Raw genomic sequence first — 16,798 nt, forward strand, 5'->3', positions numbered from 1 at the left:
GGCGCTTAGTAATCGATCGGGTCGCGGATGATCGGGCAGGTCATGCAGTGGCCGCCGCCACGGCCACGGCCGAGTTCGCTGGCGCTGATGGTGATCACTTCCACCCCGGCCTTGCGCAGCAGGGTGTTGGTGTAGGTGTTGCGGTCATAGCCGATGACCACGCCCGGTTCCAGGGCCACCACGTTGTTGCCGTCGTCCCACTGTTCGCGTTCGGCGGCGAAGCTGTTGCCGCCGGTCTCCACCACGCGCAGTTGCTTGAGGTTGAGGGATTCGGCCACCACCTCGATGAACGATTTGTTCTCCCGTCGCACGTCCATGCCATAGGGCTTGCTGGTGTCGGGGCGGATGACGAACGGCACGATTTCCTTGACCACTTCCGGGAAGACCGTGACCAGGTCGCGGTCGCAGAAGCTGAACACGGTGTCCAGGTGCATCGCCGCGCGGGATTTCGGCAGGCCGGCGACCACGACTTTTTCCACCGCGCCCTTGGCGAACAGGGATTGCGCAAGCTGGCCGATGGCCTGGCGCGAGGTCCGCTCGCCCATGCCGATCAGCACCACGCCATTGCCGATCGGCATGACGTCGCCGCCCTCGAGGGTGGCCTGGCCGTGATCCTTGTCCGGGTCGCCGTACCAGATCTCGAAGTCGGCGTGGGTGAACTCGGGATGGAACTTGTAGATGGCGCTGGCCAGCAGGGTTTCCTGGCGACGGGCCGGCCAGTACATCGGGTTGAGTGTCACGCCGCCGTAGATCCAGCAGGTGGTGTCGCGGGTGAACTGGGTGTTGGGCAGCGGCGGCAGCAGGAAGCTGGAGTGGCCCAGGTAGTCGCGGTACATCTTGATCACGCTGGCGCCTTCGCTTTCCGGCAGGTCCTCGCCGGCCACGCCGCCGATCAGGAACTCGGCCAGCTTGCGCGGCTCCAGGCTTTCGAGCCAGCTGCGCACTTCGTTGGTCAGGCCGACGCCGACGGTGTCGGGGGTGATCTTGCGATCCAGGATCCACTTCAGGGCTTCGGGGTTCTGCACCGTATCGGTCAGCAGGTTGTGCATTTCCAGGACTTCGATCCCACGCTCGCGCATTTTGGTGACGAAGTCGAAATGGTCGCGCTTGGCCTGGTTGACCCAGATCACATCATCGAACAGCAGTTCATCGCAGTTGTTCGGGGTCAGCCGCTGATGGGCCAGGCCTGGGGAGCAAACCATGACTTTGCGCAGTTTGCCGGCTTCGGAATGGACGCCGTACTTAACTTTTTCCGTGGTCATTACAGTGATCCTCCAGAGGTAGAAACAATCGTGCGGTTACAGGGTCAGGAAGCCGTCGTAGAGCCCGTAGGCGGCCACCAGGGCGCCTATGACCACTGCGGCGAAAATCAGCTTCTCGACGTTGGTGAAAATCGGTTTGCCCAACTCCAGCTTGGCCTTGGCGAACAGGATCGCGCCGGGGGCGTAGAGCAGGGCGGAGAGCAGCAGGTACTTGACCCCGCCGGCGTACAGCAGCCAGATCGCGTAGATCAGGGCGATGGAGCCGATCAACAGGTCTTTCTTGCGTTCGGCCAGGGCCGCCTCATAGGTCTCGCTGCGCACCGCCAGCAGCACGGCATAGGCCGCCGACCACAGGTAGGGCACCAGGATCATCGAAGTGGCGAGGTAGATCAGCGACAGGTAGGTGCTGGCCGAGAACAGGGTGATGACCAGGAAGATCTGCACCATGGCGTTGGTCAGCCACAGGGCGTTGACCGGCACATGGTTGGCGTTCTCCTTGCGCAGGAACTCCGGCATGGTGTGGTCCTTGGCCGCGGCGAACATGATCTCCGCGCACAGCAGCACCCACGACAGCAGCGCCCCCAGCAGCGAGATGATCAGGCCGACGCTGATCAGCACCGCGCCCCAGTGGCCGACCACATGCTCCAGCACCGCCGCCATCGACGGGTTCTGCAGCTTCGCCAGTTCCGGCTGGGTCATGATGCCCAGCGACAGCACGTTCACCAGCACCAGGAACAGCAGCACGGTGATGAAGCCGATCACGGTGGCCTTGCCCACGTCCGAGCGTTTTTCCGCGCGGGAGGAGAAGATGCTCGCGCCTTCGATGCCGATGAACACCCAGACGGTGACCAGCATCATGTTGCGCACCTGGTTCATCACGCTGCCCAGGTCGGGGTTCTTCATGCCCCAGATGTCCGCGGTGAAGATGTCCAGCTTGAAGGCGAACAGGGCGATCAGCACGAACAGCAGCAGCGGCACCACTTTGGCGACCGTGGTCACCAGGTTGATGAAGGCCGCCTCCTTGATCCCGCGCAGCACCAGAAAGTGCACGGCCCACAGCAGGACCGAGGCGCCGATTACCGCGGCCGGGGTGTTGCCCTCACCGAAGATCGGAAAGAAGTAGCCCAGGGTGCTGAACAGCAGCACGAAGTAGCCGACGTTGCCCAGCCAGGCGCTGATCCAGTAACCCCAGGCCGAAGAAAAACCCATGTAGTCGCCGAAGCCGGCCTTGGCATAGGCGTAGACACCGCCGTCCAGATCAGGCTTGCGGTTGGCCAGGGTTTGAAACACGAAAGCCAGCGTCAACATACCGACAGCGGTAATAGCCCAGCCAATAAGAACAGCGCCTACATCGGCACTTGCCGCCATGTTTTGTGGCAAGGAAAAGATCCCGCCGCCAATCATCGAGCCGACTACCAAGGCGACTAACGCACCAAGTCGTAGTTTTCCGGGAGTGTCAGACATTGCGTGACTCCATTGCAGGAGAAGAGAGACGTCAGAGTAGATCTGCGCGTAATACAAACAGCTGACTTAGATCAGGTCATCGCTACATTCCATTGTGAATGAATGACTTAAGCAGTCTTTGCTTTCGCCGGCAGGATGCCTGGAAGTGCCATTACTGAAGGCCTGGAAGGCTGGATGACAGGGCTTCTCATTGATGCCAGATTGAAACTAGTCCGCTTTCAAGAATGCGCAACTAGTAAAAAAGTTATAAAGGGGGTGGCCGGTTGATGGCATTCAGTCTTTACAAAAAATAAAACTCGCCAAGATTCAGTAAGTTCTGATCGGAGTCATGTCATTGGATCCATAAAAGATCAATAATTGACTCTTTTAGTTCGTTGCCAGCGTGTGGAAGTAATTTATTTGCATATAGTTTGGTTGTCGGACAATTGGACTGCACGCAGAGGTAGGCATGCCACAAACCACGCAAAAACTGCGACTCGGCGCCCTGATCGCGCTGGTGGTGGGTTCGATGATTGGCGGCGGGATCTTTTCCTTGCCGCAGAACATGGCGGCCCGGGCCGACGCGGGGGCGATCCTCATCGGTTGGGCGATCACCGCCGTGGGCATGCTGACCCTGGCCTTCGTCTTCCAGACCCTGGCCAACCGCAAGCCTGAACTCGATTCGGGGGTGTACGCCTACGCCAAGGCCGGCTTCGGCGACTACATGGGGTTTTCGTCCGCCTGGGGCTACTGGATCAGCGCCTGGCTGGGCAACGTCGGCTACTTCGTGCTGCTGTTCAGCACCCTGGGCTATTTCTTCCCGGTGTTTGGCCAGGGCAACACCCCGGTGGCCATCGCCTGCGCCTCGGTCTTGCTGTGGGCGGTGCATTTCCTGGTGCTGCGCGGGATCAAGGAAGCGGCCTTCATCAACCTGCTGACCACCGTGGCCAAGATCGTGCCGCTGGTGATGTTCATCGTGATTGCCGCGGTGGCGTTCAAGGCGGACATTTTCACCCGCGACATCTGGGGCCGCGGCAACCCGAACTTCGGCGGGGTGATGGACCAGGTGCGCAACATGATGCTGGTCACGGTCTTCGTGTTCATCGGCATCGAAGGCGCCAGCGTCTATTCGGCCCGGGCCGAGAAGCGCGCGGATGTCGGCCGGGCCACGGTGATCGGTTTTATCGGCGTGCTGGCCCTGCTGGTGCTGGTCAATGTGCTGTCCCTGGGGATCATGAGCCAGCCGGAACTGGCGACCTTGCAGAACCCGTCCCTGGCGGCGGTGCTGGAGCACATCGTCGGCCCCTGGGGGGCGTTGCTGATCAGCGTCGGCCTGGCGGTTTCCCTGCTCGGTGCCTTGCTGTCGTGGGCGCTGCTGTGTGCCGAAATTCTGTTCGCCACCGCCCGCGACCGGACCATGCCGGCCTTCCTGAAAAAGGAAAACGCCAACCACGTACCGGTCAACGCCCTGTGGCTGACCAACAGCATGATCCAGGTGTTTTTGCTGATCACCCTGTTCTCCGCCGGGACCTACACCAGCCTGATCTACCTCGCCTCGTCGATGATCCTGGTGCCTTACCTGTGGTCGGCGGCCTACGCGGTGCTGCTCAGTGGCCGTGGCGAAACCTACGAACATGCCTCGGCCGAGCGCATGAAAGACCTGTGCATCGGTGGCGTGGCCCTGTGTTATGCGGTGTGGCTGTTGTACGCCGGCGGGGTCAAGTACCTGCTGCTGTCGGCCCTGCTGTATGCCCCGGGGGTGATCCTGTTCGCCAAGGCCAAGCGCGAGCAGGGCGAGCCGTTGTTCACCGGTATCGAGAAAGGCATTTTCGCCTGTGTGGTCGCCGGGGCCAGCCTGGCTGCCTATGGCCTGTACAGCGGTGTGCTGTCGCTGTGAGGCTCGCTTACCAGCCGCCTTATGACTGGCCGGCGATGCTGGCGTTTCTCCAGGCGCGGGCCATCGCCGGGCAGGAGACCGTCAGCGGCGACCGCTATTCGCGCAGCATCAGCCTCGATGGCATGCACGGCTGGTTCAGCGTGGGCCCGGGTGACAGCGATGCGCTGGCCCTGACCCTGGACTTTCCCGACCCGCAAGCCCAGGCGCGGATCGTGGCGCGCATCCGCCGCCTGCTGGACCTGGACACCGACCTGGCGCCGATTCATCGGCAACTGTCCGTCGACCCGCTGATGGCCCGTTTGATCGCCTCGCGGCCGGGGCTGCGCGTGCCCGGCGCCTGGGACGGTTTCGAGCTGGCAGTGCGCGCGGTGCTGGGGCAGCAGATCACGGTGGTGGCGGCCATCCGTCTGGCGGGCAAGCTGGTGGCGCAATATGGCCAGCCATTGAGCTGCGTGGGGGCGCCGGCGGGGTTGAGCCATGTGTTTCCTGAGCCGGGGCGAATGGCGGGCGCCGACCTGGCGAGCCTGGGCATGCCGCGCAGCCGGGGGCGGACCCTGTCCGGCGTGGCGCAGGCGCTGCTCGACGATCCGCAGCTGTTTGCTCCCAAGGCCAGCCTCGAACAGAGCCTGTCCGCCTTGCGGGCGCTATGGGGTGTTGGCGACTGGACTGCGCATTACGTGGCCTTGCGCCAGTTCCGCGAAGCGGATGCTTTTCCCGCGGCCGACGTGGGCCTGCTCAATGCCCTGGCGGCGCTCGAAGGCGGGCCGGTCAGCGCCAGCCAGCTGCTGGCCCGCGCCGAGGCCTGGCGGCCATGGCGCGGTTACGCGGCGCAGCACCTGTGGACGGCCTTGTAATCCCCCCGCACCTGTAGCCGCTGCCGAGCACCGCGAGGCTGCGATCGGCTGCGCAGCGGCCGTAAAACAGGCGGCGCGTTACGTCATTCATACCGCATGCGCAGGCTTGGCGAGGACTACGTCCTCGATCGCAGCCTCGCGGTGCTCGGCAGCGGCTACAGGTTACGCGTTACAGGCTCACCATTTCGGGCGATGGGCGCCCAGGTCGCTGGCGGGGTAGGCCCATTGCAGGGGCGTGCCGCTGATCTGCAGGGGCACTTGCAGGCGATGGGCCGGGCCCCAGGAGGTCTGCTCCACCAGCAATCCCTGGTCGTCCTGGTCTTCGGCGCGCAAGGCGGGCTCGGCGCTGCCAGGGGCGTGCTCGATCAACAGCTTGGCGGTCCGCGCCAGCGACAGCCGTGCGCTGCCGACGGCCCCGGTTTTCAGTCGTTCGTTCAGGGTGCGGATCGCGGCGGCGGCCATCAGGTAGCCGGTGGCGTGGTCCAGGGCCTGCACCGGCAGCGGTACCGGTTTTTCGGCCTGCTGCCAGCGCTGGCCGGCCTCGGCAATGCCGCTGCTCATCTGCACCAGGCTGTCGAAGCCACGGCGGTTCTGCCAGGGGCCGCTCCAGCCATAGGCGTTCAGGCACACATCGATCAGCCCCGGGGCGAGGCGCTGGCGCTCGGCTGCGCCGTAGCCGAGGCGTTCCAGGGCATCGGCGCGGTAGCCGTGCAGCAGCAGGTCGGCTTCCCCCAGCAGGCTTTCGAAGACCTGGCGATCGGCGGCGTCGTGCAGGTTCAGGCGGGCGCAGCGTTTGCCCAGGGTGACTTCCGGGACCACGCCGGGCTCGTTCCACTCCGGCGGGTCGATGCGCAGCACGTCGGCGCCCAGCCCGGCCAGAAAGCGGCTGGCGATGGGGCCGGCCAGCACCCGGGTCAGGTCCAGCACCTTGATCCCGGCCAGGGGGCGTGACAGCGACCCGCGCCAGGGCTGCGCGGCGTCTGCACCTTGCTTCACGTAGTGCACCAGGGGCTCGGCATTCACGGCCTGCCCCTGGGGATGGGCTTGCCACTCGGCCCAGCTGCGCATTTCGGCGGCGCAGCCACCTGCCTCGACCACCGCCTGCTCCAGGTCGCTCTTGTTCCACTGCGCAACCTTGGCGGCCATGGCCGGTCGGTCCGCGACCCGGCCGAGTACCTGTTCGGCCGCCTGGCGATGATGGGGCGCATTGGTGTGCAGGCGAATCCAGCCGTCCTGGGTGGCGTAGTCGCCGGCGACCGGGTCCCACAGCGGCGGCACGCTCCAGCCCAGCGGCCGCAGGGAGGTGGCGAACCAGAAGGAGGCCAGGCGTCGGTCGACGCTCAGGGTGGGCATGCGCCCGGTCTGGTTGAACAGCAGCCCGGCCGCCGCCTGGCCGGCCGCGGCGATGCTGGCGCTGGCCAGTTCGGTCACGGCGAAGGCCGAGGGCAGGGCGCCGCTCGAGGTCAAGGCAATCGGGGTAAGAGGCAAGCCAAGCGCGGCTTGAACAGACGACAGCACATCGGTCATTGCAGGCCCTCCGCAAGAGAGGGGGCAGCATAAATCAAAAAAGTGAAGCGCCGCAGCCCTGTGATGGAGCAAGGGCTACCTGTAGGAGCGAGCTTGCTCGCGATGGTCGTCAACGATGGCGCGCACTCACTGGCTCAATGCGGCGCGCTCCGGTTCATCGCGAGCAAGCTTCGCTCCTACAGTCCTACAGAGGCGAGGATCAGACCCGGAACTGGTCCATCAGCTTCATCTGCTGGGTGGTCAGGGCGTTGAGCTGGCTGCTGACCTGGGCCGATTCGGTGGCCTGCTCGGTGAGGGATTCGGTCACGCTGCGGATCGCCGAGACGTTGCGGTTGACCTCTTCGGCCACCGCGCTCTGCTGTTCGGCGGCGCTGGCGATCTGCAGGTTCATGTCGCTGATCACCGTGACCGCGTCGCTGATCTTGCCCAGGGCCTGCACCGCTTGCTGGATCTGCCCGGCGTTGCTCTGGGCCTGGGCCTGGCTCGAATGCATGGTCGCCACCACGCCCCGGGTGCCGCTCTGGATGCGCTCGATCACCACGCGGATTTCTTCCACCGAATCCTGGGTGCGCTTGGCCAGGTTGCGCACTTCGTCGGCGACCACCGCGAAGCCGCGGCCGCTTTCCCCGGCGCGCGCCGCCTCGATGGCGGCGTTGAGGGCCAGCAGGTTGGTCTGTTCGGCGATGCTGCGGATCACTTCCAGCACCGAGCCGATCTGTTCGCTGTTGACCGCCAGGGCCTCGACCTCGACCACTGCCTTGCTGACCTCCTCGGCCAGGGTGCTGATGTCGCGGGTGCTGCGCTCGATGATGGTCATGCCGTCCTTGGCCGACTGGTCGGCGCCACGGGCGGCGTTGGCGGCGTTCGAGGCACTGTTGGCGACGTCGTGGGCGGTGGCGCTCATTTCATTGGACGCGGTGGCCACCTGGTCGATTTCGCGGAACTGCACCTGCATGCCTTCGCTGGTCTGGCGGGCGATCTCCGAGGACTGGTCGGCGGTGCCGCGGGCGTCGGTGATGCTCTGCTTGATCTGCGCGATGGTCGGTTGCAGCTTGTCGAGGAAGCGGTTGAACCAGCCCACCAGCTCGCCCAGTTCGTCTTGCTTGCTGTACTTCAGGCGCTGGGTCAGGTCGCCGTCGCCGCTGGCGATTTCCTTGAGCATCTGCGCGACGCTGTTGATCGGCCGGGTCACGCCGGAGGCGGTCAGCCAGATCAGCAGCAGGCCGATCACGCCGGCGACCGCCGCCACCAGCAGGGACACCAGGGTGCCCTGGGCCTGGGCGTCGTCGAGCACGCTCTGGAGTTTCACGGTGTCGGCCAGCAGCACCTGCTCCGGCAGGTCGATCACCACGCCCCAGGGACGGGCGTCGGCGATCGGGCTGACCGGATACACGGCGCGGATCAGGTTGCCCTGCTTGAGGATTTTCGGGGTATTGCCAGCCAGCAGTTGCAGCACATCCTTGCCTTCGGCGCCGAGGGTGTCGGCGATGCCCTTGCCGACCTTGGCCGCATCGTTGCTGTAGGCGGCGAGGATGCCGCTGCCGGCGACGATCAGCATGTGCCCGGCACCGTCGAACAGCCCGTTCTGGGACTCGGCGGCCGCGGCCTGCAGGGCATCCAGGGCGATGTCCACGCCGACCACGCCTATGACTTTGCCGTCGACGATCAGCGGCAGGGAAATGGTGGTCATCAGCATCAGCTTGCCGCCCACGGTGTCGGCGTACGGGTCCAGCAGGCAGGTGCGCTTGCTGTCGCGCGGGCAGGTGTACCAGCTGTTGTAGGGGGTGCCGCTGACGCTCAGGGTGGTCTTGTTCATGTCCTCTTCGACCATCACCGTGTTCAGCCCGGTGCCGCCGGCACGGCTCCAGTAGCTGGCGAAGCGCCCGGCTTCGTTGGAGGCGTGGCCGGCGTCGTTGGCGAACTCGCTGTCCTTGCCGTCGAGGGCGTTGGGCTCATAGGCGAGCCAGATGCCCAGCACCTTGGTGTTGCGTTCGAAGGCGGTTTTCAGGCTGTGGTTGAGTTCTTCGCGCAGCGTCGCGGCGTCCAGCGAACGCTTGCCGGCCATGGCCCGCAGGTCGTTGATCTGGTCGGCCAGGGCGGTGATCACCAGCAGGCTCTCGCCAAAGGTTTTCTGCACCCGCACCGCCTGCTCGGCGGCCCGGGCCTGCAGCAGGTTCTGCACGCTGTCGGTGAGCATTCGCGAGCTGGAACTGCTGACCAGTTGATCGTTCTGGTTGGTCTGGTAGATGTTCATCCCGACGATCAGGCCCACCACGCCGAGCAGGCAGAGTCCGGACAACAGCACGATTTTCAGGCGAATGGACAGAGAGTCGAACATGGGGCGATCTCGCGAATGGATAGGAGGTGAGCGGTGAGTCGGATGACTCCGGTCGCCAAGTCCATTCAGCGCCATGCCCGGAACATCGGCTTGAGCGGCATTTGCCTGAGAAAAAGCCGACGAGCGGTCATGTGTTTGACATAAACAGGGAGGAGGGAGGTTTCGCCGCAGGGCCTGTCGCGAGCAACCGAGCGTCGGCCGGCTGCTCTGGCCGAGGAATCAGGAGGCCTGGGCCAGGGCTTCCGGGCGCGACCAGATCCACAGGTTGCCCAGGCCCATGCCGGCCAGCGCCAGGTACAGGGTCCAGTGATGAGTGAGCAGGCTCAGCATCAGGCCGGCGCACAGCAGCATGCTGACGGTGGCGCTGATCTTGGCCCGGCGGCTGATGATCCGGCCGTTGCGCCAGTTGCTCAGGATAGGGCCGAACAGGCGGTGGTTTTCCATCCAGGCGCTCAGGCGTGGCGAGCTTTTGGTCGCGGCCCAGGCGGCGAGGAGCACGAACTCGGTGGTCGGCAGGCCGGGCACGACGATGGCGATCAGACCGATGGCCAGGCTGACGTAAGCCAGGCAACCGAAGAACAGGCGGGAGGCCTTGGACGGGGATCGGGTTGTGCCGGTCATGGGTTCGATGATGAGGTGACGAGCATGGGGCTCAATCCACAAAGGGTGGGAAAAACGGTTGATGCCAGCAGGTTCGTTCCTGCAACGGGCGTGAGTCTACGCCTTCAATACAGGAACGAGCGCGCCGGCGAAAAAATCAGGCCAGTTCAGGCGCCGTGTCGTAGGCCTTTTCCAGCAGCACGGTAAAGCGGTTGAAGGCATCCAGCGCACCTTTTTCCGCCGCGGCTTCTTCTTCGGCGCTGAATGCCAGGCCGTCGAGGGTGCGGGTGAAGGACTTCCAGCCTTCGGCGCGACCGCCGGCCGGCTCGCCCAGGTGCCGGGCACCGAAGGTTTCGCCGAGGCCCAGGCCCACCGCGCGCTTGATCAGGAACGCCGCGCCCAGCTTGGAGCCTTCGGAGACGAACAGCCAGCCCAGGGCTTCGGCCTTGCTCGGGTTCTGCACCGCGCCCGCCACCGGGGCCGGGACTTCGGTTTCCAGGTCCGCCAGGTCGGCCTTGGCCGCTTCGGCGCGGCAACGCTCTGCCAGGTCCGGGATGATGGCGATCAGCGCCGGGTCGTTGTAGAGGGCGACCAGTTCGGACTGGAACAGGTACTGGGCGACGACGAAGCGGGCAAAGCTGCTGGCGCTTTCGAACGGCGCGTGGGCCTTGACCAGGGCGTCGAGCCTGGCATGGGGTTCGTGGGTGATCTGGTTCAGGCGCTGGGAGCGCAGGCTCGGGCGCTGTGGGGAATCCTGGGTGGTCATGACAATGTCCTTGGGATGTGAAAATGAGAGCTACTGAAAACGAGAGCTGCTGAAAATGAGAAGCACTTGCTAACTAGACGAACAAGAAGACGCGGCACAGTAAAAAATCCTCACTGCGCTCCATCGAAAAGCGCAGTGAGGCAGACCGGATCAGATGTCCCAGATCAGGTTGACCGCGAAGTTGCGACCCGGCTGGGTCAGGCGGTCGAGGTTGGCCGGGCTGAGCACCGCGGCTTCGCCGACGCTGTCGTAGCCGCGCACGTCGTCCCACAGCCAGTACTTCTTGTCGGCCAGGTTGTAGATGCCGGCGCTGACGGTGACATCGTCGCTGACCTTGTAGAAACCGGTCAGGTCGAGCACGCCGTAGCCCGGGGTCTTGAACTGGCTGCTGGTGCCATCCGGGGTCTTGAAGCTGCTGCTGTCGACGCGGTCTTTCTTCTTGACCAGGGTCCAGCTGAGCAGGGCGCCGTAGTGGTCCTGGTCGTAGCCCAGGCCGAACACGCCGGTCAGCGGGTTGACCGCGTTCAGGGGTTCGCCGGTGTCGTTGTTGCGACCGTAGGCGTAGGCCACCGAACCCTGGGTGTACAGGCCCTGCGGCGCGCCCAGGGCGTCGAGGTTGAGCCGACCTTTGACTTCCACGCCCTTGATGGTGGCGTGCTTGATGTTGTTGCTCTGGAACGTCAGTTCGTCGTAGCCCGGGGTCACCGCGTCTTCGTTGATGAAGTCGCGGTACTTGTTATAGAACACCGCCACGTCGAAGTTGCCGGACTCGAAGTTGCCGCGCAGGCCGGTTTCATAGCTCTGGCTTTTCTCCGGCTTGAGGTTCGAGTTCGGCGCCACGCGGTAGCCCGTGGTGGTGTTCTCGAAGCGGCCGTACAGCGCCTTGGCGGTCGGGGTGCGGAAACCTTCGGCGTACTGGCCGTACCAGGTGTACTGGTCGGTCAGGGCGTAGGTCAGGCCGAACTTGGGCGATACCCGGTGCCAGGTCTTGTTCTCGTCGCTCACTTCACCCTGGCCATCGGCGGCCACGGTGTTGAGGAACTCCTGGGTGATGTGCGGCTTGAGCTGGGTGTAGTCGTAGCGCAGGCCCGGCAGGAAGGTCCACTTGTTCCAGCTGATCTGGTCCTGGGCGAACAGGCTGTAGGTGTTGATGGTCGGGTCCGGGAAGTCGCTGGACTTCTTCAGCACGTCGGACGGGCTGATGGCGCCGACCGCCGTGCAACCGCGACCGACCGCCAGGCAGGTACCGCTGCCGCTGCGCGAGCCAGTGACCTTTTCCTGCTTGATAGTGGTGCCGTAGGTTAGCAGGTGCTCGGTTTCGCCGATGGCGAAGGCCTTGTCGGCCTGGGCGTCGAAGACCCACTGCTTCTCTTCGTAGAGGGTTTCGCGGCTGCGCATGACGTTGCGGGTGAACGGGAAGTAGTTTTCCAGGGTGCTCTGGTCGGTCTTGGCGATCTGGTAGTTGAGGCTCCACTTCACGTGGTCGGCCAGCAGGCTATCGAGGGCGAAACGGTTGTCCAGGCCGAAACGTTCGCGGGTGATGGTGTCGTTACCGGTGCGCGAGCGGTACATGCCCAACGGCTGGCCGGCGTTGAACGGGCCGCCCACGGCGCTCTTCTGGTTGGTGTCGCGGTCGTCCTTGTACTTCTCGTAGGTCAGGCCCAGGCGCGCGTCGTCGGCATAGTTCCAGCCGGCCTTGGCCAGCACATTGGTGGTGCGCACGTCTTCCGGGTTGGCGGCGGTGCGCGCCAGGCCGGTGCTGTTGTTGCTGCCGTAGGAGTCGGTTTCGTGGCCGTTGCGCTGGCTGAAGTGCAGCAGGCCGTCGAACTGGCCGCTGCGTCCGGCCACGGTGGCGGATTTCAGCCAGCTGTCGTCGGCCGAGCTGTAGCCGGTCTTCAGGCGGGCGCCGACGTCTTTGCCGGGCTTGATGATGTCGTCCGGGTCGAGGGTGAAGTAGCTGACCGCGCCGCCGATGGCGTTGCTGCCGTACAGCACCGACGCCGGGCCGCGGAGGATCTCCACGCGCTTGATGATTTCCGGGTCGACGTAGTTGCGCTGGGTCTTGGCATAGGGGCCGTTGAAGAAGCCGTTGGGAATCTCCACGCCGTCGACCTGGGTCAGGATGCGGTCGCCGTCGATGCCGCGGATGTTGTAGCCGCTGATACCGCCACGCTGGCCGGCGCCGCCGACCGAAACACCCGGCTCGTAGCGCACCAGTTGCTTGATGGTGTTGACGTTGTTGCGGTCCAGGTCCTGGCGGTCATGCACGGTCACGGTGCTGGGCACGCTGTTGACGTCCTGCTCCTGGCGCGTGGCGCTGATGGTCACCTGTTGCAGGGTCAGGGCGCCGCCGCTGGTGCGCTTTTCCAGGACGATGTTGTTGGCGCCCAGCTTGCGGTAGCTCAGGTTGGTGCCCATCAGCAGGCGGTCCAGGGCTTTTTCCGGCGGCAGCGAGCCGCGCACGCCCGGGGACGCGATGCCTTCGCCCAGTTCCGCCGACAGGCCGACCTGCCAGCCGGTGACGGCGCTAAAGGCGTTCAGCGCCGACACCAGCGGCTGCTGGTCGATGGCGAAGCTGTAGTCGCCCATGTTGCGCGCCGGTTGGCTGGTGGCGGTGGCGGCCATGACCGGCGCGGCCCCGGCCAGCAGGATGGCGGCAGTCAGCAGGGACAGCGTGCAGTTCTGCAGGCGGGCCTGGCGGGAAGATGAAGAGGACCGGCTGTTGAGGCGAGAGGACATCGATAGCGCTCCGTGTCGCACGAATCTTTATAGGTGCTGATTCGGCATGTTTAATGCGAATCAATTGCATTGGCTATAACGAGACGAACGACCGACAGCGATCGCGTAAAAATAAATGCGTGCTAGTTGAGAATCACCAGCGCAGGAAACTCCTGCAGGTGCGCCGAGGTGATGTGAGCCAGGGAGCGCACCACGTCCAGCGGCTGGTCGAGGCGGTAGTTGCCGGTAACCGCGACATCAGCCAGGCGCTCATTGTTGTTGACGATCCAGCCCGGGTAATACCGGCGCAACTCGGCCAGCACCTGGTTCAGCGGGCAGTTCTCGAACACCAGCCGGCCCTGGACCCAGGCCAGGTCCTTGTCGAGGTCGAGCTTGGCCGGGCGGTCGAAACCGTTGGGGCCGATGCGGATGCTTTCGCCGGCCGACAGGCGCACCCGGGCATCGTCGTGGGTGGCGCGCAGGTCGACATCGCCACGCTGTACCCGCACCTGGGCCACGCCGTCCAGGTAACGCACGGCGAAGGCGGTGTCGCGCACGCTGGCGCGTACCGGGCCGGCATCGAGTTCCAGCGGCTGGCCGCGGCTGGCGGGGATCTCGAAGAAGGCTTCGCCCTGGTACAGGCGAGCCACGCGCTGGCGCTCGTCGATGGTGCTGGAGAAGGCCGAATTGGTGTTGAGCAGGACTTTCGAGCCGTCCTCCAGTTGCAGGCGCTGGCGCTCGCCGACCACGGTCAGGTGATCGGCCTGCAGGCGCAGTGGCAGGTTGCTGAAACTGAACAGGCCGAGGATCAACACCGCCGCCACCGCCAGGGGCCGCCAGTGCGGACGCAGGCGCGACAGCGTGCTGACCTTGGTTTTTTGGGTGTCCAGATTTTGCGCGCAGCGCACCACTTGCGGACCGTTCCAGATCGCCTGGGCCTTGTCGAAGGCTGCGCTGTGCAGGGGCGAGGCGTTCAGCCAGTCATGGAATTGCCGGGCCTGCTCGGGGCTCGGGCTCTCCAGCAGGATCAGCCAGTCCAGGGCCTGGTCCATGGCTTGATCCGCGGCGCAGGGGGGGGATGTTTCCCCGTCCTGGGCGGTCGGCTGGGTGCGGTGGGTGTCCGTCACGGGTGTTCCTCGGCTGTGTCTGTGCACGGCTGTTTTTTAGATGGAGAGCGCAGGGCGGTCAAGGGTAGCAAAGGGCTGCGGCCGACGCCCGCCCGGCTGGGCCTCAATGCCCGTTCAAGCGCTCGGCGACGCCGATGCAGATGGCCATGATCAGCTTCAGTTCCTTTTGCACGGTGCTCTGGGAGACCTCGAGCTTCTCGGCGATCTCCAGGTAGCTGTGGCCGTGCAGGCGGCTGAGGATGAAGATCTGCTGTTGGCGCGGGCTGAGTTGGGCAAGGCTCATGTTCAGGCGTTCCAGCAACTGTTCGGCATGGGCGGCATCCTCGGCGCTGCTCAGGGGCGCGGCCACGCTTTCGACCACGTCCAGCGGCACGTCTTCGAGCAGGGTGCGGGCCTGGATGCGGCGCGCGCGCAGGTGGTCGAGCGCCAGGTTGCGGGCGGTCTGGAAGACGAAGGGTTCGAGGTGGTCGATGGCCCGTTCGCTCAGGGCCCGGGTCACGCGCAGGTAGGTTTCCTGCAGCAGGTCCTCGGCGGTGCTGGGGTTGTTGACCATCCGCTCCAGCGTGCGCAGCAGCGAAACGCGCTGGGTGAGAAAGACGTGATTGAAGCGGGATTGGCTCACAACAGGACCTGGCTGATTTTTCAGCGGATGATAATGCTTATCATCTACGTCAGCGGTCAAGCCCTGAGTGAATCATCGACGCCCTGAGAGGTAGGCCGGGTAGTCCGGAATCCGGTAGCTGTGCGCCTGCTCCATCAGCGGGCTGCTGAGCAGGTAGTCGGCGCTGCATTCGTTGCAGGCCACGGGAATGTTCCAGACCGCCGCGACCCGTAGCAGGGCCTTGATGTCCGGATCGTGGGGCTGGGGTTCGAAGGGATCCCAGAAGAACACCAGCATGTCCACCCGCTGCTCGGCGATTCGCGCGCCGAGCTGCTGGTCGCCGCCCAGGGGGCCGCTGATCATGCTTTCCCCCGGCAGGCCCAGGCGCTGGTGCAGCAGCTGGCCGGTGGTGCCGGTGGCCAGCAGAGCGTGCTCGGCGAGCTTGTCTTTCTGCCGCTCGGCCCAGTCCAGGAGGAAACTCTTGCAGTGGTCGTGGGCCACCAGGGCGATGCGCTTGATACCGATCATCGGTGGCGGCTCCGGGAGGGAGTGAATCTGCAGGAGCTGCCGAGGCTGCGATCTTTGCGCGCTTGAACCTCGAATGTGAAGATCAAAAGATCGCAGCCTGCGGCAGCTCCCGCGCCGCAGGCCGTGGGCTTACTCGGCGCTGCACAGGGCCAGGCAGTTATCCAGCATGCGGTTGGAGAAGCCCCACTCGTTGTCGTACCAGGCCAGTACCTTGAGCAGCTTGCCGCCGCTGACCTTGGTGTGATTGGCGTCGAAGATCGACGACAGCGGGTTGTGGTTGAAGTCGCTGGAGACCAGCGGCAGGCTGTTGTAGCCCAGGATCTTCGAGTGCTGGCTGGCGCTCTTGAGCAGGGCGTTGACCTCCTCGGCAGTGGTGTTGCGCTTGAGCTGCACGGTCAGGTCCACCAGCGATACGTTGATCACCGGCACCCGCACCGCCATGCCAGTCAGCTTGCCCGCCAGTTCCGGCAGCACCAGGCCCACGGCTTCGGCCGCGCCGGTCTTGCTCGGGATCATGTTCTGGGTGGCCGAACGGGCGCGGTACGGATCGCTGTGGTAGACGTCGGTCAGGTTCTGGTCGTTGGTGTAGGCGTGGATGGTGGTCATCAGCCCGCTTTCGATGCCCAGCTCGCGGTTCAGCACCTGGGCCACTGGCGCCAGGCAGTTGGTGGTGCACGAAGCGTTGGAAATGATCTGGTGCGACTGGCGCAGAATGTCGTGGTTCACGCCATACACCACGGTGGCGTCGGCGCCTTTGGCCGGGGCGGAAATGATCACTTTGCGGGCGCCGGCGCTGAGATGGGCGGCGGCCTTGGCACGGTCGGTGAACAGACCGGTGCATTCGAATACCACGTCGATCTTCTCGGCGGCCCAGGGCAGTTCGGCCGGATTGCGGATGGCGCTGACGGCGATCCGGTCGCCGTTGACGGTCAGGCTTTCCTGATCGTGCTGCACGTCGGCATCGAAGGTACCGTGGACGGTGTCGTATTTGAGCAGGTGGGCATTGATCGAACTATCACCCAGATCGTTGATGGCGACGATCTGCAGATCCTGGCGATAGCCTTGGGTATAAAGTGCGCGCAGGACGTTACGGCCGATACGGCCAAAACCATTGATTGCGATTCGTAGAGTCATTAG

At 64.7% G+C, this 16,798-nt stretch carries 13 protein-coding genes and 1 pseudogene; 2 read left to right on the forward strand and 12 right to left on the reverse strand.

Going from position 1 to position 16,798, the window contains the following annotated elements:
* Positions 1-5 precede the first annotated feature (5 nt).
* Together arcA and arcD (PVZ78_RS08900) are read right to left on the reverse strand one after the other, a co-directional pair.
* Positions 6-1,262, reverse strand: a complete 1,257-nt coding sequence (arcA, locus tag PVZ78_RS08895) for an arginine deiminase (protein WP_009050421.1) — start codon at positions 1,260-1,262, stop codon at positions 6-8.
* 36 nt (positions 1,263-1,298) lie between these two features.
* Positions 1,299-2,726 carry an arginine-ornithine antiporter gene (gene arcD, locus PVZ78_RS08900; RefSeq protein ID WP_009050420.1) on the reverse strand — a complete coding sequence of 476 codons (1,428 nt, stop codon included), beginning with the start codon at positions 2,724-2,726 and terminating at the stop codon, positions 1,299-1,301.
* Between the two features lie 448 nt (positions 2,727-3,174).
* Between arcD (PVZ78_RS08900) and arcD (PVZ78_RS08905) the strand changes: the two genes are divergently transcribed.
* Entirely contained in the window at positions 3,175-4,602 is a 1,428-nt protein-coding gene (gene arcD / locus PVZ78_RS08905; protein WP_009050419.1) for an arginine-ornithine antiporter, read from the forward strand.
* Positions 4,599-5,456, forward strand: coding sequence for a DNA-3-methyladenine glycosylase family protein (locus PVZ78_RS08910; protein WP_273828576.1), 858 nt, complete (start codon positions 4,599-4,601; stop codon positions 5,454-5,456). Before arcD (PVZ78_RS08905) ends, PVZ78_RS08910 begins: the two co-directional genes overlap by 4 nt.
* A gap of 177 nt (positions 5,457-5,633) precedes the next feature.
* Here PVZ78_RS08910 and PVZ78_RS08915 read toward each other — a convergent pair whose 3' ends face one another.
* The 10 genes and pseudogenes from PVZ78_RS08915 to gap all read right to left on the reverse strand — a co-directional run bounded on the left by PVZ78_RS08915 (position 5,634) and on the right by gap (position 16,795).
* Complete coding sequence (locus tag PVZ78_RS08915) at positions 5,634-6,983, reverse strand: CoA transferase (RefSeq protein ID WP_124340659.1); 1,350 nt, start codon at positions 6,981-6,983, stop codon at positions 5,634-5,636.
* A 199-nt stretch (positions 6,984-7,182) separates the two neighbouring features.
* Complete coding sequence (locus PVZ78_RS31760) at positions 7,183-7,938, reverse strand: methyl-accepting chemotaxis protein (protein WP_371356885.1); 756 nt, start codon at positions 7,936-7,938, stop codon at positions 7,183-7,185.
* 102 nt (positions 7,939-8,040) lie between these two features.
* A pseudogene (locus PVZ78_RS31765) lies at positions 8,041-9,396 on the reverse strand (PDC sensor domain-containing protein); the annotation flags it as partial.
* A gap of 144 nt (positions 9,397-9,540) precedes the next feature.
* Positions 9,541-9,942, reverse strand: coding sequence for a YbaN family protein (locus PVZ78_RS08925; protein ID WP_009050415.1), 402 nt, complete (start codon positions 9,940-9,942; stop codon positions 9,541-9,543).
* Between the two features lie 136 nt (positions 9,943-10,078).
* Complete coding sequence (locus PVZ78_RS08930; RefSeq protein WP_053269760.1) at positions 10,079-10,687, reverse strand: biliverdin-producing heme oxygenase; 609 nt, start codon at positions 10,685-10,687, stop codon at positions 10,079-10,081.
* Between the two features lie 150 nt (positions 10,688-10,837).
* Positions 10,838-13,426 carry a TonB-dependent receptor gene (locus PVZ78_RS08935; protein WP_273828578.1) on the reverse strand — a complete coding sequence of 863 codons (2,589 nt, stop codon included), beginning with the start codon at positions 13,424-13,426 and terminating at the stop codon, positions 10,838-10,840.
* Between the two features lie 122 nt (positions 13,427-13,548).
* Positions 13,549-14,532: a FecR family protein gene (locus PVZ78_RS08940; RefSeq protein WP_028683214.1), complete on the reverse strand. Its 984-nt coding sequence runs from the start codon at positions 14,530-14,532 to the stop codon at positions 13,549-13,551.
* A 103-nt stretch (positions 14,533-14,635) separates the two neighbouring features.
* Positions 14,636-15,154, reverse strand: a complete 519-nt coding sequence (locus PVZ78_RS08945; RefSeq protein WP_009050411.1) for an RNA polymerase sigma factor — start codon at positions 15,152-15,154, stop codon at positions 14,636-14,638.
* Positions 15,155-15,226: 72 nt separating this feature from the next.
* Entirely contained in the window at positions 15,227-15,661 is a 435-nt protein-coding gene (locus PVZ78_RS08950; RefSeq protein WP_273828579.1) for a methylglyoxal synthase, read from the reverse strand.
* 129 nt (positions 15,662-15,790) lie between these two features.
* Entirely contained in the window at positions 15,791-16,795 is a 1,005-nt protein-coding gene (gene gap / locus PVZ78_RS08955; protein WP_009050409.1) for a type I glyceraldehyde-3-phosphate dehydrogenase, read from the reverse strand.
* Positions 16,796-16,798 lie beyond the last annotated feature (3 nt).

Origin of the sequence: Pseudomonas sp. SBT1-2, assembly GCF_028640875.1 — a bacterium.
Taxonomy (GTDB): Bacteria; Pseudomonadota; Gammaproteobacteria; order Pseudomonadales; family Pseudomonadaceae; genus Aquipseudomonas; species Aquipseudomonas chlororaphis_I.